The sequence below is a fragment of the Streptomyces hypolithicus genome (assembly GCF_052934925.1).
Genome location: NZ_CM128811.1, coordinates 2,368,167 through 2,382,599, shown reverse-complemented (window position 1 = coordinate 2,382,599; position 14,433 = coordinate 2,368,167). Strand labels below are relative to the sequence as shown.

Genomic DNA, 14,433 nt, shown 5'->3' with positions numbered 1-14,433 from the left:
GCGAAGCGGCCTCCGGAGCCCGCCTCCGAACCCCGCCTCCGAACCCCGCCTCCGGAGCCCGGCCCCGGCCGCCCTCAGGGCCCGCCCCCGCTCCGCCCCTGCCGGGGCAGATCGAGTGCCACGGCGGCCGCCGAATCGCAGTACTCACGCACCGCGCTCGTACGCGCCACCACGCGCCCCCGGTGCACGACCACCCGGCTGTACGCCAGGGACAGCACCCCCTCGATGCGCTCCCCGCGTACGGCGAGCAGCTCGGCCGGGAAGCCCGCCTCGACCCGCACCTCCGGCAGCCCCATCGCTGCCCGTGCCACCGAACTAACCGCCGCGTACGCCTCCGTGGCCCGCATCCCACCCTGCGAGGCCAGCAGGTACGCCGCCTCCAGAGGGTCCCCGCGCCCCACCGGGTTCGCCACGTCCCGCAGCGCCCCGCTGCCCGCCGCCACCCGCACCCCGGCCGCCCGCAGCAGCCGCACCGGGGCCGGGCCCGCGCCGCGCCGCTCCACCGCGGCGCAGTCGCCCTGCGGCAGGCACACCACGCTCACCCCTGCCGCCGCCAGCTGGCCGGCGGCGCGCCTCACGGCGTCCAGCGGCAGCCGGGAGAGGCCGGCGCACGGGCCGAGGGTGACCCCGGGGCGCAGCCCGGCGGCCATCGCCGCGAGCCGCGCGAGCCGGGCCGGATCGTCACCCTCCGTATGAAGGTCCACTGGGCAGCCGTGCTCGGCGGCGACCTCCAGCACCGCCTCGGTGTAGCCGGCCGGGTCGGGGTCGAGATCCGGGCAGCCGCCCACCGCCCCGGCGCCCATCTTCAGGGCGTCCCGGAGCATAGCCAGGCCCTCGGCGCCGGCGAGACCGGTGAGCAGCCGGGGCACGGCGACGGCGGTCAGGTCGGCCAGCCCGCGCAGTGAACGACGCGCCTGCAGAACCGCCTCCATGGAAGTCAGCCCCTGCACGTCCCCGATCCGTACGTGCGAACGCAGCGCCGTCGCACCGTGCCCCAGCTGCAGCAACGCCGCCTCGGTGGTGCGCCGCTGGACATCCTCGGCGCCGTACGGGACAGGGCCGCCCGCGTCGGCGGTGAGAGCGGTGTCGCTGTGCGCGTGGGGTTCGGCCGGGGCCGGCAGCAGCAGGTGACCGCCGAGGTCCACGCGCGCACCCGCGGCGGGGAGGCTGCCGATGGTGCCGACGGCCTCGATGCGCCCGCCGCTGAGCCGGACGTCCACGATGCGGCCGTCGGTGAGGCGTGCGCCGCAGAGCAGGAGTGCCTGGCCGTCGGCGCCCTGAGCGCCCTCACTGTTCCCCGAGCTGCCGCCGGACGGGTGGGGCGACTGCGGGTGGCTGTCGGACATCGGGCTCCTGGTGGGGCTGAGCGGCCTGGCTGTGCGGCCTGGTGGGGCTGTGCGGCTCGGGGCGCAAGATCAAAATCACGCAGCGTGAGACGAGCCTAGGGCGCCGTAAACCAGCCTTCGAGGAGGAGCGAAATAGTCATACCGGTGTGGGCACGAGTGGCGTACGAGTGGGGTTACGGGCGGGGTACGAGTGGGCTCTGAGCGGCGCCTGGGACCGGGGTGCCGCTGCCCGGGTATGCGCCCGCGAAACGGATTTGGGCGATCGGTGGGCGAGCGTGTAATGTCTTCATCGCTCGCCCCAATAGCTCAGTCGGTAGAGCGTCTCCATGGTAAGGAGAAGGTCTACGGTTCGATTCCGTATTGGGGCTCTGGTGATCGGTGACCCCCGTCCTCGGACGGGGGGATCCGCCATCAAAGCGGTGTAGCTCAGTCGGTAGAGCAAGCGGCTCATAATCGCTGTGTCACCGGTTCAAGTCCGGTCACCGCTACACACGGTAGCCGATTGTTGGGTCGGTCCTTCGATCGGCTACTCTGTTATGCGTTCATCCGTTCATCCGTCCGTCCAAGGAGCACTCACGTGGCTGCCACCGACGTCCGCCCGAAGATCACGCTGGCCTGCGTGGAGTGCAAGGAGCGGAACTACATCACCAAGAAGAACCGGCGTAACAACCCGGACCGTCTTGAGATGAAGAAGCACTGCCCGCGCTGCAACTCGCACACCGCGCACCGCGAAACGCGCTAAAAACAGGCTCGTATGCGAGGCCGTCCCCACTTCGGGGGCGGCCTCGTGTCGTTTGTCCGGCCGGCTGCTGCGGCCGGACCGTTCCATTCATCAGGCAAGGCATCAAGCCCCAAGCCTCATGCATCAGGAGGTACGAGTCCATGGCGCTCGACCAGTCCTTCGTCGGGCGGGCCTATCCGCCCACCGCACCGTACGAGGTCGGCCGGGAGAAGATCCGCGAGTTCGCCGAGGCCGTGGGCGACGCGAATCCCGCGTACATCGATCCGGAAGCCGCCAAGGCGCTCGGCCACCCCGATGTGATCGCGCCGCCGACCTTCGTCTTCGCCATCACCTTCAAGGCGGCGGGACAGGTCGTTCAGGACCCGCAACTGGGTCTGGACTACAGCCGCGTGGTGCACGGTGACCAGAAGTTCGCCTATCGGCGACCGGTGCGTGCGGGGGACCGGCTGTCGGTCACCTCGACCATAGAGGCGGTCAAGTCGATGGCGGGCAACGAGATCGTGGACATCCGCGGTGAGGTCCACGACGAGACCGGCGAGCATGTGGTGACGGCGTGGACGAAGCTCGTCGCGCGCCGGGCCGAGGAGGCGTGATGACGGCGAAGATCTCCTACACGGACGTCGAGGTCGGCACCGAGCTGCCGGCGCAGTCCTTTCCCGTGACGCGTGAAACGCTCGTGCGGTACGCGGGTGCGTCCGGTGACTTCAACCCGATCCACTGGAACGAGGCGTTCGCCACCGGGGTCGGGCTGCCGGACGTGATCGCGCACGGCATGTTCACCATGGCCGAGGCGATCCGCGTGGTCACCGACTGGACGGGCGACCCGGCCGCGGTCGTCGAGTACGGCGTGCGTTTCACCAGGCCCGTCGTCGTACCGAACAACGAGCAGGGCGCGCTGATCGAGGTCGGCGCCAAGGTCGCCATGCTGCTGGACGACAACAGGGTCCGGGTGGACCTGATGGCGACGAGCGCGGGACAGAAGGTGCTGGGCATGGCCCGCGCGGTCGTCCAGCTCGCCTGACAAAGGCACGAGCCTTTCGGCGCGTAAGGGGCTTCCGCAAGGGCGGGTGCCTCTTACGGCCTGGTGCGCGATAGGGGACGGGCCCGCGACGCCGGCTACGGCACCTCGCTGCGTTGGCGAAATGCCCTAGCTAGGGGGTGTCTGACAATTCCGCGCGGCGTCGCGGCGTCCGGCACGCACGCTCGCAGCGTTGCCGAAAAGCCCTGGTAGCTCCGCTACGAGGACTGTCCGGCGCCTTGCGATCGCACGCACCGGACGCCGCTCCTTGACCCACGGGGAATTGTCGGACACCCCCTAATAGCTCCGCTATGAGGACGCTCCGCCGCCTTGCGATGCACCGCATCCGACGCCGCGGGCTGATCCGCCCCCTATCGCGCACCAGGCCGTTACCGCCGTCGACCCGCGCACGTCGTCCGTTGACAAGTTAGTTATTGACCACTAACTTCGAATTATGGTCCGGATGAGCGCAGACGAGCGACGTGAGAGCGTCATCCGCGCGGCGATGACAGAGTTCGCCCGCGGCGGCTACAACGGCACCTCCACAGAGGCGATCGCCAAGCGGGTAGGGGTCTCGCAGCCGTATCTCTTCCGGCTGTTCAAGAACAAGCAGGAGCTCTTCCTCGCCGCCGCCACCCGCTGCCTGACCGAGACCCGGCAGGCCATGGCCGACGCCGCGCGCGAGGTTTTGCCCGAGGACGCGCACCTGGCCATGGCGGCGGCCTACCGCCAGCTGCTCGCCGACGACCCCGACCGGCTGCTGCTCCAGATGCAGATGTACGTCGCCGTGTCCGCGGCCGAGGCCGCCGGTGACCACGAGTTCGGCGAGTCGATCCGGGCCGAGTGGGAAGCGCTCTGGGATTCGTCCCACCAGCTGCTCGGTGCGGACGCGGACGAGACGACGGCTTTCGTTTCCTACGGGATGCTGATCAACGTCCTCGCCTCGCTCGGCTTCCCGGTCGGCCATCGGGTGTGGTCCGGCTTCGCCCTGTCCACGGTTCCGGTATCGCAGCTGCGGGAGCAGGCGAGGTAGGCACGGCATGGATCGCGTCCAGCGTGAGTGCTTTCTGTCCAGGCAAGTTAGTGATCAATAACTAATCGCAGGGGGAAGTATGCAACAGAAAACCGCCGGACGCGCGGCTGTCATCTGGGCGCTCGTCATCACCAGCACCGCCGAATTCATGGCGGCACTCGACAACCTCGTCGTCACCACGGCCCTCCCGTCCATCCGCGAGGACCTCGGCGGCGGCATCGAAGACCTGGAGTGGACGGTCAGCGCGTACACCCTGACCTTCGCCGTCCTGCTGATGCTGGGCGCCGCCCTCGGCGACCGCTTCGGCCGCCGCAGGCTCCTGATGATCGGCATGGTGATCTTCACCGGCGCTTCGGCCGCCGCCGCCCTCGCACCCGGCATCGACTCCCTGATCGCCGCCCGAGCCGTGCAGGGCGTCGGCGCCGCGATCATGATGCCGCTCACCCTCACCCTGCTCGTCGCCGCCGTCCCCGCGGAGCGCCGGGGCGTGGCACTGGGCATCTTCAGCGCCGTCGGCGGACTCGCGGTGGCCAGCGGCCCGCTCATCGGCGGCAGCCTCACCGAGCACATCTCCTGGCAGTGGATCTTCTGGCTGAACGTACCCATCGGCCTGGCGCTCCTGCCGCTCTCCCGGCTTCACCTGGCCGAGTCGTACGCACCGGACGCCAGGCTCGACGTCCGTGGCACCCTGCTCGTCAGCGGCGGCCTCTTCGGCATCGTGTACGCCCTGGTCAACGGGCAGGCGGACGGCTGGGGGAGCGCCCCGATCCTCACCGGACTGATCGCGGGCGGCGGGCTCATCGGCGCCTTCATCCACCACGGCATCAGGGCCAAGAACCCCATGCTCCCCATGCGGCTCTTCCGTGACCGCGCGTTCTTCGGCATCAACGTGGCGAGCCTGCTGATGTTCCTGGGCATGTTCGGCTCGATCTTCCTGCTCAGCCAGTTCCTGCAGAACGTCCTCGGCTACTCGCCCACCGAGGCCGGCCTGCGCATGCTCCCCTGGACCGCCGTGCCGCTGGTCGTCGCGCCCTTCGCCGGTTACCTCTCCGACCGCATCGGCGGCCGTCCGGTCGTCGTCGCCGGCCTCGCGCTCCAGGCCGTGGGCCTCGCGTACTTCGCGGCTGTACTCGGCCCGGACGTCTCGTATGCCGCCCAGCTCCCCGGGCTGATCCTCAGCGGCATCGGCATGGCGCTGTACTTCGCGCCCGCCGCCAGCCTGGTCATGTCCAGCGTCCGCACCGCCGAGCAGGGCATTGCCTCCGGGGCCAACAACGCGCTGCGCGAAGTCGGCGGCGCCCTCGGTGTGGCCGTGATGGGCTCGGTGTTCGCGGCCCAGGGCGGCTTCGAAACCCCCGACGCCTTCACCGACGGCCTGCTTCCCGCCCTGTGGATCGGCGCCGCGGCCGTGGGGCTGGCGGCGGTGGTGGGCCTGCTCATCCCGCCGGGGCTCACCACGCCGGAGGGCGCTCCGGAGGAGGACCACGAGAAGCAGCTCGTCCACTGACCCGTGATCCCCGGTCGCCGTACGGGGGGCCTCCCATTGTCGGAGGCGCCCCGTACGCTTGTCCCCGTGCAGGAACTCCACGACGCCCCCCTCGCCCCCCTGACCACCTTCCGGCTCGGCGGCCCCGCGACCCGCCTGGTCACGGCCACCACCGACGACGAGGTGATCGCAGCCGTCCGCGAGGCCGACGAGGCGGGCACCCCGCTGCTCGTCATCGGCGGCGGAAGCAACCTGGTCATCGGCGACAAGGGCTTCGAAGGCACCGCCCTGCGCATCGCGACCGCCGGGTTCCACCTCGACGGCACGCGCCTGGAGCTTGCCGCCGGCGAGGTCTGGACCGACGCCGTCGCCCGCACCGTCGAAGCCGGCCTCGCAGGCATCGAGTGCCTCGCCGGGATCCCCGGCTCGGCCGGCGCCACGCCGATTCAGAACGTGGGGGCGTACGGCCAGGAAGTGTCCGGCGTGATCACCGAAGTCGTGGCGTACGACCGCCGCGAGCGCCGGACGCTGACCGTTCCCGCGGCCGAGTGCGCGTTCTCGTACCGGCACAGCCGCTTCAAGCAGCACCCCGAGCGATACGTCGTGCTGCGCGTCCGCTTCGAGCTGGAGGACGCGGGCGGGATGTCAGCGCCGGTCAAGTACTCCGAGACCGCACGCGCCCTGGGCGTCCTCGCGGGCGACCGCGTGCCGCTGGCGGCGGCCCGCGAGACGGTGCTCGCGCTGCGGGCCGGCAAGGGCATGGTGCTGGACCCCGAGGACCACGACACGTGGTCGGCGGGCTCCTTCTTCACCAACCCCATCCTGTCGACCGAGGAGTACGCCGCCTTCCTGGCGCGCGCCCAGGAGCGGCTCGGCGCGGATGTCACGCCGCCGGCCTTCCCCGCCGACAACGGCGGAACGAAGACATCGGCGGCATGGCTGATCGACAAGGCGGGCTTCACGAAGGGGTACGGCTCGGGTCCGGCACGCATCTCCACCAAACACACGCTGGCCCTCACGAACCGGGGCGAGGCGACGACGGAGGACCTCCTGGCGCTCGCGCGGGAGGTCGTCGCGGGCGTGCGAGTGGCATTTGGGGTGACGCTGGTGAATGAGCCGGTGACGGTGGGCGTCAGCGTTTAGGGGTGCCGTGGGCGCGTGCGCGAGGCCGAACCGCCGCGCCCCCGGCGTCAGTACGCGACCCCCACGCCCCGCTTCACCGTCGCCGGGTCCGAGATCATCGACAGCATCGCGTGCGCCACGTCCGCCCGACCGATGGCGCGGCCACTGCGCGAATTGCCGCCGACTGCCGTTCGGTACGTACCCGTCACCGGCCGGTTCGCAAGCTTCGGCGGACGCGCCGACGTCCAGTCCGTCGCCGAGTCCGCCACCGCACCCAGCGGCGCCGCGCTGACCACCAGCAGGCGTCGCGCGCCCTCCGCACCGCGCTGGGTGGAATCAGCTGGCCAGCCAGTGGTCCACGCCGGCGAGCAGTTTCGCCTGTACGTCGTCCGGCGCGGCCGACCCCCGCACCGACTGCCGTGCCAGCTCGGCCAGTTCGGCGTCCGTGAACGCGTGGTGGCGGCGCACCAGCTCGTACTGGTCCGCCAGCCGCGACCCGAACAGCAGCGGATCGTCCGCGCCCAGCGCCATCGGCACCCCGGCGTCGTACAGCGTCCGCAGCGGTACGTCCTCCGGCTTCTCGTACACACCGAGCGCCACATTCGAGGCCGGACACACCTCGCAGGTCACCCCCCGCTCCGCGAGCTTGCGCAGCAGCCGCGGGTCCTCGGCCGCCCGTACGCCGTGCCCGATCCGGGTGGCCCGCAGATCGTCCAGGCAGTCCCGCACGGAAGCCGGCCCGGTCAGCTCCCCGCCGTGCGGCGCCGCGAGCAGCCCGCCCTCCCGCGCGATGGCGAACGCGCGGTCGAAGTCCCTGGCCATGCCCCTGCGCTCATCGTTGGAGAGCCCGAAGCCGACGACGCCGCGGTCCGCGTACCGCACGGCCAGCCGGGCCAGCGTGCGCGCGTCCAGCGGATGCTTCATCCGGTTCGCCGCGACCACGACCCGCATCCCGAGCCCGGTCTCGCGCGACGCGCTGTCCACCGCGTCCAGGATGATCTCCAGCGCCGGAATCAGACCGCCGAGCAGCGGGGCGTACGACGTCGGGTCGACCTGGATCTCCAGCCACCCGGAGCCGTCCCTGACGTCCTCCTCCGCGGCCTCCCGCACGAGCCGCCGGATGTCGTCGGGCTCCCGCAGACACGACCGCGCGGCGTCGTACAGCCGCTGGAAGCGGAACCAGCCGCGCTCGTCGGTCGCCCGCAGCTTCGGCGGTTCCCCGCTGGTCAGCGCCTCGGGCAGGTGTACGCCGTACTTGTCGGCCAGCTCAAGCAGCGTCCCGGGCCGCATCGACCCGGTGAAGTGCAGATGCAGATGGGCCTTCGGCAGCAGTCGGACATCGCGAACACTCAACATCCCAAGATCCTGCCGCACGCACGGGCCGCCCGGAAGCTCCTTTTCTCGAACGAGTAGCGCACCGAACGCAGAAACGGGCCCCCGGCAGCCGCCGGGAGCCCGTCACGCACGCGTTCTAGCTCAGTCCCGGGCCTCCGCCAGCAACTTCTGGATGCGCGAGACGCCCTCGACGAGGTCTTCGTCGCCCAGCGCGTACGAAAGCCGCAGGTAGCCCGGCGTACCGAAGGCCTCGCCCGGTACGACCGCCACCTCGGCCTCCTCCAGGATCAGCGCAGCCAGCTCCACGGAGGTCGCAGGGCGCCTGCCGCGGATCTCCTTGCCGAGCAGCCCCTTCACCGACGGGTACGCGTAGAACGCGCCCTCCGGCGTCGGGCACACCACGCCGTCGATCTCGCTCAGCATCCGCACGATGGTCTGCCGGCGCCGGTCGAAGGCGGAGCGCATCTCGGCCACGGCGTCGAGGTTCCCGGAGACGGCGGCCAGGGCGGCGATCTGCGCCACGTTCGACACGTTGGACGTGGCGTGCGACTGGAGGTTCGTGGCGGCCTTGACGACGTCCTTGGGCGCGATGAGCCACCCCACCCGCCAGCCGGTCATCGCGTACGTCTTGGCCACGCCGTTGACGACGATGCACTTGTCGCGGAGCTCCGGCACCAGCGTCGGCAGCGAGGTGAACTTGGCGTCCCCGTACACCAGGTGTTCGTAGATCTCGTCGGTCAGCACCCACAGCCCGTGCTCCACGGCCCAGCGGCCGATCGCCTCGGCGTCGGCCGCGCTGTAGACGGCGCCGGTCGGGTTGGACGGTGAGACGAAGAGGACGACCTTGGTCTTCTCGGTACGGGCCGCCTCCAGCTGCTCGACGGAGACCCGGTAGCCCGTGGTCTCGTCCGCGACGACGTCGACCGGGACGCCCCCGGCGAGACGGATCGACTCGGGGTACGTCGTCCAGTACGGCGCCGGGACGATGACCTCGTCGCCCGGGTCCAGGATCGCGGCGAAGGCTTCGTAGATGGCCTGCTTGCCGCCGTTGGTGACCAGGATCTGGGAGGCGTCCACCTCATAACCGGAGTCGCGCAGCGTCTTCGCGGCGATCGCGGTCTTGAGCTCGGGGAGCCCGCCGGCCGGCGTGTAGCGGTGGTACTTCGGATTGCGGCAGGCCTCGATCGCGGCCTCGACGATGTAGTCGGGCGTCGGGAAGTCGGGCTCGCCGGCACCGAAGCCGATGACCGGCCGTCCTGCGGCCTTCAGGGCCTTCGCCTTGGCGTCCACGGCAAGGGTCGCGGACTCGGAAATCGCGCCGATTCGGGCTGAGACCCGGCGCTCGGAGGGAGGAGTTGCAGAGCTCATGCGGCCCATCGTCCCAGACGGGAAACCCGCGGACGCACGGATGTCGAAGAGTGGACAGGAAGCGCGCCGGGGGTATCTGTTCGACGCCGGGGCGCTGACCACGTACACTCACTCGTCGTTGGCCCCTCAGCGGCTCACCACCGTGCGCACTCCGTGCACCCGGTCGGATGCGGTAGGTTGGGGGAACCACAAAGGGTCGTAGCTCAATTGGTAGAGCACTGGTCTCCAAAACCAGCGGTTGGGGGTTCAAGTCCCTCCGGCCCTGCTACACACATCTTCGCCAGATTGTGTGCGCATGTACGTACTTCAATGCACCGCCGTGCGGCTCCACCGGGCGCGGCACGGTCACGACCCGGAATCAGGTGAGAAGCGTGACGGACGCCGTGGGCTCCATCGACATGCCTGATGCCCAGGACGAGACGTCGGACTCGAAGAAGTCCCGCAAGGGCGGCAAGCGCGGCAAGAAGGGCCCGCTGGGCCGTCTCGCGCTTTTCTACCGCCAGATCGTCGCCGAGCTGCGCAAGGTCGTCTGGCCGTCGCGCAGCCAGTTGACGACGTACACCACCGTGGTGATTGTGTTCGTCGTCGTCATGATCGGCATCGTGACCGTGATCGACATGGGCTTCTCCCGAGCCGTCAAGTACGTCTTCGGCTGATCCCGCGTAGGGCGCCCAGTCGGCGCCCCTTTCGCATGTTCCACCCCTTTGTATCCAGGAAGAAGCAGCCACCGTGTCTGACCCGAACCTGAACGACGCCGTCGAGCCGAGCGAAAGCCTCGAGTCCTCCGAGGACCAGCTCGACATCGTCGAGGCGGCCGACGAGGACCAGGCGGAAGCTGCTGACGCCGCTGCGGGCGAGGCGGCCGAAGAGTCCGCCATGCACGTCGAGCCCGCCATCGAGATCGTCGCCGAGGACCCGGGCGCGGACGCTGCCGTCACCGAGGACGCCGACGAGGCCGAGGCCGAGGCGGCCGCTGAGGAAGACGCGGCTGAGGAAGACGCGGCTGAGGAAGACGCGGCTGAGGAAGACGCGGCCGAGGACGCTGCCGGCGAAGACGCCGCCGCGGACGAGGCCGAGAGGCCCCCGCCGAGCCCTTCGACCCGACCGCCGCCCTCCGCGAGGAGCTCCGCACCCTGCCCGGTGAGTGGTACGTCATCCACACCTACGCCGGGTACGAGAAGCGCGTGAAGGCGAACCTGGAGCAGCGCGCTGTCTCGCTGAACGTCGAGGAGTTCGTCTACCAGGCCGAAGTGCCCGAGGAAGAGATCGTCCAGATCAAGAACGGCGAGCGCAAGAACGTCCGCCAGAACAAGCTTCCCGGTTACGTCCTGGTCCGCATGGACCTCACGAACGAGTCCTGGGGCGTCGTCCGCAACACCCCCGGCGTCACCGGCTTCGTGGGCAACGCCTACGACCCGTACCCGCTGACGCTGGACGAGATCGTCAAGATGCTCGCCCCGGAGGCCGAGGAGAAGGCCGCCCGCGAGGCCGCGGAGGCCGAGGGCAAGCCGGCGCCCAGCCGCAAGATGGAGGTCCAGGTTCTGGACTTCGAGGTCGGCGACTCGGTCACCGTCACCGACGGCCCCTTCGCGACCCTCCAGGCGACGATCAACGAGATCAACGCCGACTCGAAGAAGGTCAAGGGCCTCGTCGAGATCTTCGGCCGCGAGACCCCGGTCGAGCTCAGCTTCGACCAGATCCAGAAGAACTGATCTTCTCTGGAATTCAGCTTCCGAACAGGTCAGACCGGCTCTCGCAGCCGGTCTGACCTGCTCGGTTTTTAGCTGTACCGCGGTACCCGTTATCGTGGTGCGGTATGCCTCCGTCCGGATGATCGGACGGGTGGCTGGAAACTCTCACTAGGACCCGGAGAGAGCAATGCCTCCCAAGAAGAAGAAGGTCACGGGGCTTATCAAGCTCCAGATCAACGCCGGCGCGGCCAATCCGGCTCCGCCGGTCGGCCCCGCGCTGGGCCAGCACGGCGTCAACATCATGGAGTTCTGCAAGGCCTACAACGCCGCGACCGAGTCGCAGCGTGGCATGGTCGTGCCGGTGGAGATCACGGTCTACGACGACCGCTCCTTCACCTTCGTGACGAAGACCCCGCCGGCCGCCAAGCTGATCCTCAAGGCCGCAGGTGTGGACAAGGGATCGGGCGAGCCCCACAAGACCAAGGTCGCGAAGCTCACCGCCGCTCAGGTGCGCGAGATCTCGACGGTCAAGCTCCCCGACCTGAACGCCAACGACCTCGAAGCCGCGGACAAGATCATCGCCGGCACCGCCCGTTCCATGGGCATCACGGTCGAGGGCTGACAGTCCCCGTCACCCGGCGGTAGCCGGATATCGGATACCGCCCTCAGTGGTAGGACCAAGCGCTGGTCCGCACCACGACTCCACTTCCACACCACAGGAGCAGTAGTGAAGCGCAGCAAGAACTTCCGCAGCGCGGACGCCAAGATCGACCGGGAGCGCCTGTACGCCCCCCTCGAGGCCGTCCGTATCGCCAAGGACACCTCTTCCACGAAGTTCGACGGCACCGTCGAGGTCGCCATGCGTCTGGGTGTCGACCCGCGCAAGGCCGACCAGATGGTCCGCGGCACCGTGAACCTGCCGCACGGCACCGGCAAGACCGCCCGGGTCCTGGTCTTCGCGACCGGTGACCGTGCTGCGGCCGCGGAGGCCGCGGGCGCCGACATCGTCGGCTCCGACGAACTCATCGACGAGGTCGCGAAGGGCCGTCTGGACTTCGACGCCGTCGTCGCCACCCCGGACCTCATGGGCAAGGTCGGCCGCCTGGGCCGCGTGCTCGGTCCGCGTGGCCTGATGCCGAACCCGAAGACCGGAACGGTCACCCCGGACGTGGCGAAGGCTGTCACGGACATCAAGGGCGGCAAGATCGAGTTCCGCGTCGACAAGCACTCGAACCTGCACTTCATCATCGGCAAGGTCTCCTTCGACGAGACGAAGCTGGTCGAGAACTACGCGGCCGCGCTCGAGGAGATCCTCCGCCTCAAGCCGTCCGCCGCCAAGGGCCGCTACATCAGGAAGGCCGCCCTGGCCACCACGATGGGCCCCGGCATCCCGCTGGACTCCAACCGCACCCGCAACCTCCTCGTCGAGGAGGACCCGGCAGCTGTCTGACCGGGTTGAGCCTGACGGCTCACAGAGTGGCTGAATCGGGCCCCGTACCTCCTTTTCGGAGGCGCGGGGCCCGATTTGCTTGTCTCAGTGCCGTTCGCGTACTCTTCCGAGGAAGCCAAAGACCGCTGGTCGTTGCTGTGCCTTCGTCAGAAGGTGCGGTGGCCGAAGGATCCGCTGAGAGCGGACGACCTGCGCAGGTGTCGTGGAAAGTTCCCGGACTCGTTCCGGTCGAGCTGTGCCCCGTGCGCCTGCGCCGGGGCGTTTCGTATTTCTCAGCCCCTTCTGAGCGGTCCTCATCACCCGGAAGGAGGCCGACGCTCTATGGCAAGGCCCGACAAGGCTGCCGCGGTGGCCGAGCTCACGGACAAGTTCCGTAGCTCGAACGCCGCCGTGCTGACCGAGTACCGGGGTCTCACCGTGTCGCAGCTCAAGACGCTGCGTCGTTCGCTCGGTGAGAACGCCCAGTACGCCGTGGTGAAGAACACGCTGACCAAGATTGCGGCCAACGAGGCCGGGATCACTTCGCTGGACGACCACTTCAGTGGTCCGACGGCGGTTGCCTTCATCACCGGTGACCCGGTGGAGTCGGCGAAGGGTCTTCGTGACTTCGCCAAGGAGAACCCGAACCTCATCATCAAGGGCGGTGTCCTTGACGGTAAGGCGCTGACCGCTGATGAGATCAAGAAGCTCGCGGACCTCGAGTCCCGCGAGGTTCTGCTCGCCAAGCTGGCGGGCGCCATGAAGGGCAAGCAGTCCCAGACTGCCGCGCTCTTCCAGGCGCTTCCCTCGAAGTTCGTCCGCACCGCGGAGGCGCTTCGTGCCAAGCAGGCCGAGCAGGGCGGTGCCGAGTAATTCGGCTCGCGCACTGATCGACGCCCGCTAGGGCGCCGGTCGCAGCGGGCCGTTACGCCCGCCGTTATATACATCCGGCACCTGCCGATTTAGTGGAAGGATCGCCCATCATGGCGAAGCTCAGCCAGGACGACCTGCTCGGTCAGTTCGAGACGATGACCCTCATCGAGCTCTCCGAGTTCGTGAAGGCCTTCGAAGAGAAGTTCGACGTCACCGCTGCGGCCCCGGTCGCCGCTGCCGCCGCCGGTGGTGGCGCTGCCGCCGCCGAGGCCGTCGAGGAGCAGGACGAGTTCGACGTCATCCTCACGGGTGCCGGCGACAAGAAGATCCAGGTCATCAAGGTCGTGCGTGAGCTGACCTCGCTGGGTCTGAAGGAGGCCAAGGACCTCGTCGACGGCGCTCCGAAGCCGGTCCTCGAGAAGGTCACCAAGGAGGCCGCCGAGAAGGCTGCCGAGTCCCTCAAGGGCGCCGGCGCCGGCGTCGAGGTCAAGTGACTTCACTGAGTCTCTGACTCAGCTGTCCTCGTTCCAAGGGCGATCACCCATTCGGGTGGTCGCCCTTGGGCGTTCCCGGACGCCTGCCTTGCTCTTCGCACGGTGACGAGTATCGTGATCTTCGCCGTACGCCCGCGAGTGGCCACGCGCTTCACGGCGCTGTGGCCAGCGACGATCGCAGTGGAGGGCGAGGGGGCCTTGACGAACCGCACGAGGCGCGCAATTCTCAGGACGTCGTCGTTCAACCGATCCGGATCCGAGGCATGGATCGGCGGCGTAGAGGGCAGTACTGATATGCGCATACAGCGCGTGGCTTTCCGCAGGAGTTGAGTACAGCGAGGGTCTCGAAGAACCCGCTCTGGACATCAGTGGGCCAAGTGGCTACACTGACCCTTTGCGCTGCCTGTTAGCTGCCTCCTGCCCGTCACCAGGGGCATGCCCGTGATTGAGCATTGATGACTGAGCCTCCCTGATCAGGGAAATTCTGCCGTCGTGT

At 69.1% G+C, this 14,433-nt stretch carries 14 protein-coding genes, 3 tRNA genes and 2 pseudogenes; 15 read left to right on the top strand and 4 right to left on the bottom strand.

Annotated features, from left to right (window positions below):
- Positions 1-74 precede the first annotated feature (74 nt).
- Positions 75-1,346, bottom strand: coding sequence for an amidohydrolase family protein (locus ACU6WZ_RS11085; RefSeq protein ID WP_447033003.1), 1,272 nt, complete (start codon positions 1,344-1,346; stop codon positions 75-77).
- Positions 1,347-1,641: 295 nt separating this feature from the next.
- Between ACU6WZ_RS11085 and ACU6WZ_RS11080 the strand changes: the two genes are divergently transcribed.
- The 8 genes from ACU6WZ_RS11080 (at position 1,642) to ACU6WZ_RS11045 (ending at position 6,768) form a co-directional block, all read left to right on the top strand.
- Positions 1,642-1,714: transfer RNA gene (locus ACU6WZ_RS11080), tRNA-Thr, on the top strand.
- A 47-nt stretch (positions 1,715-1,761) separates the two neighbouring features.
- Positions 1,762-1,834, top strand: a tRNA-Met gene (locus tag ACU6WZ_RS11075).
- A gap of 89 nt (positions 1,835-1,923) precedes the next feature.
- Positions 1,924-2,088: a 50S ribosomal protein L33 gene (rpmG, locus tag ACU6WZ_RS11070; RefSeq protein ID WP_003956487.1), complete on the top strand. Its 165-nt coding sequence runs from the start codon at positions 1,924-1,926 to the stop codon at positions 2,086-2,088.
- Between the two features lie 140 nt (positions 2,089-2,228).
- On the top strand, positions 2,229-2,681 hold the full coding sequence (locus tag ACU6WZ_RS11065) for an FAS1-like dehydratase domain-containing protein (RefSeq protein ID WP_447033000.1): 453 nt from the start codon (positions 2,229-2,231) through the stop codon (positions 2,679-2,681).
- Positions 2,681-3,109, top strand: coding sequence for a MaoC family dehydratase (locus ACU6WZ_RS11060; RefSeq protein WP_447032999.1), 429 nt, complete (start codon positions 2,681-2,683; stop codon positions 3,107-3,109). Before ACU6WZ_RS11065 ends, ACU6WZ_RS11060 begins: the two co-directional genes overlap by 1 nt.
- A gap of 460 nt (positions 3,110-3,569) precedes the next feature.
- Complete coding sequence (locus tag ACU6WZ_RS11055; RefSeq protein ID WP_447032997.1) at positions 3,570-4,139, top strand: TetR/AcrR family transcriptional regulator; 570 nt, start codon at positions 3,570-3,572, stop codon at positions 4,137-4,139.
- Positions 4,140-4,218: 79 nt separating this feature from the next.
- Positions 4,219-5,646: an MFS transporter gene (locus tag ACU6WZ_RS11050; RefSeq protein ID WP_447032995.1), complete on the top strand. Its 1,428-nt coding sequence runs from the start codon at positions 4,219-4,221 to the stop codon at positions 5,644-5,646.
- Between the two features lie 66 nt (positions 5,647-5,712).
- Complete coding sequence (locus ACU6WZ_RS11045) at positions 5,713-6,768, top strand: UDP-N-acetylmuramate dehydrogenase (protein WP_447032993.1); 1,056 nt, start codon at positions 5,713-5,715, stop codon at positions 6,766-6,768.
- A gap of 47 nt (positions 6,769-6,815) precedes the next feature.
- Here the strand turns inward: ACU6WZ_RS11045 and ACU6WZ_RS11040 are convergent.
- From ACU6WZ_RS11040 to ACU6WZ_RS11030, 3 genes and pseudogenes are all read right to left on the bottom strand, one after another.
- Positions 6,816-7,067: pseudogene (locus tag ACU6WZ_RS11040) on the bottom strand (NAD(P)H-binding protein); the annotation flags it as partial.
- A gap of 16 nt (positions 7,068-7,083) precedes the next feature.
- Positions 7,084-8,103: an adenosine deaminase gene (locus ACU6WZ_RS11035; RefSeq protein WP_447032991.1), complete on the bottom strand. Its 1,020-nt coding sequence runs from the start codon at positions 8,101-8,103 to the stop codon at positions 7,084-7,086.
- A 120-nt stretch (positions 8,104-8,223) separates the two neighbouring features.
- Complete coding sequence (locus ACU6WZ_RS11030) at positions 8,224-9,450, bottom strand: pyridoxal phosphate-dependent aminotransferase (RefSeq protein WP_447032990.1); 1,227 nt, start codon at positions 9,448-9,450, stop codon at positions 8,224-8,226.
- 192 nt (positions 9,451-9,642) lie between these two features.
- On the opposite strand from ACU6WZ_RS11030, the gene ACU6WZ_RS11025 reads away from it, so the two are divergent.
- The 7 genes and pseudogenes from ACU6WZ_RS11025 (at position 9,643) to rplL (ending at position 13,937) form a co-directional block, all read left to right on the top strand.
- Positions 9,643-9,715, top strand: a tRNA-Trp gene (locus ACU6WZ_RS11025).
- 106 nt (positions 9,716-9,821) lie between these two features.
- Positions 9,822-10,106, top strand: a complete 285-nt coding sequence (gene secE, locus ACU6WZ_RS11020) for a preprotein translocase subunit SecE (RefSeq protein WP_447032988.1) — start codon at positions 9,822-9,824, stop codon at positions 10,104-10,106.
- A gap of 73 nt (positions 10,107-10,179) precedes the next feature.
- Positions 10,180-11,162: pseudogene (gene nusG, locus ACU6WZ_RS11015) on the top strand (transcription termination/antitermination protein NusG).
- A gap of 166 nt (positions 11,163-11,328) precedes the next feature.
- Positions 11,329-11,763, top strand: a complete 435-nt coding sequence (rplK, locus tag ACU6WZ_RS11010; protein ID WP_447032987.1) for a 50S ribosomal protein L11 — start codon at positions 11,329-11,331, stop codon at positions 11,761-11,763.
- 105 nt (positions 11,764-11,868) lie between these two features.
- Entirely contained in the window at positions 11,869-12,591 is a 723-nt protein-coding gene (gene rplA / locus ACU6WZ_RS11005) for a 50S ribosomal protein L1 (RefSeq protein ID WP_447032986.1), read from the top strand.
- Positions 12,592-12,912: 321 nt separating this feature from the next.
- The gene (gene rplJ, locus ACU6WZ_RS11000) at positions 12,913-13,443 is read left to right on the top strand and encodes a 50S ribosomal protein L10 (RefSeq protein ID WP_447032985.1); all 531 of its coding nucleotides are present in this window, start codon (positions 12,913-12,915) and stop codon (positions 13,441-13,443) included.
- 110 nt (positions 13,444-13,553) lie between these two features.
- A complete protein-coding gene (gene rplL / locus ACU6WZ_RS10995; protein ID WP_447032984.1) occupies positions 13,554-13,937 on the top strand; it encodes a 50S ribosomal protein L7/L12 in 384 nt (127 codons plus the stop codon).
- The last annotated feature ends 496 nt before the right edge of the window (positions 13,938-14,433 follow it).

Bases quoted from the DNA above. Each gene is read 5' to 3' on its own strand.
- ACU6WZ_RS11085 (WP_447033003.1), bottom strand. From the start codon at position 1,346: ATGTCCGACAGCCACCCGCAGTCGCCCCACCCGTCCGGCGGCAGCTCG.
- ACU6WZ_RS11030 (WP_447032990.1), bottom strand. From the start codon at position 9,450: ATGAGCTCTGCAACTCCTCCCTCCGAGCGCCGGGTCTCAGCCCGAATC.
- ACU6WZ_RS11060 (WP_447032999.1), top strand. From the start codon at position 2,681: ATGACGGCGAAGATCTCCTACACGGACGTCGAGGTCGGCACCGAGCTG.
- ACU6WZ_RS11050 (WP_447032995.1), top strand. From the start codon at position 4,219: ATGCAACAGAAAACCGCCGGACGCGCGGCTGTCATCTGGGCGCTCGTC.
- ACU6WZ_RS11055 (WP_447032997.1), top strand. From the start codon at position 3,570: ATGAGCGCAGACGAGCGACGTGAGAGCGTCATCCGCGCGGCGATGACA.
- rplJ (WP_447032985.1), top strand. From the start codon at position 12,913: ATGGCAAGGCCCGACAAGGCTGCCGCGGTGGCCGAGCTCACGGACAAG.
- rplL (WP_447032984.1), top strand. From the start codon at position 13,554: ATGGCGAAGCTCAGCCAGGACGACCTGCTCGGTCAGTTCGAGACGATG.
- ACU6WZ_RS11065 (WP_447033000.1), top strand. From the start codon at position 2,229: ATGGCGCTCGACCAGTCCTTCGTCGGGCGGGCCTATCCGCCCACCGCA.
- rplK (WP_447032987.1), top strand. From the start codon at position 11,329: ATGCCTCCCAAGAAGAAGAAGGTCACGGGGCTTATCAAGCTCCAGATC.
- ACU6WZ_RS11035 (WP_447032991.1), bottom strand. From the start codon at position 8,103: ATGTTGAGTGTTCGCGATGTCCGACTGCTGCCGAAGGCCCATCTGCAT.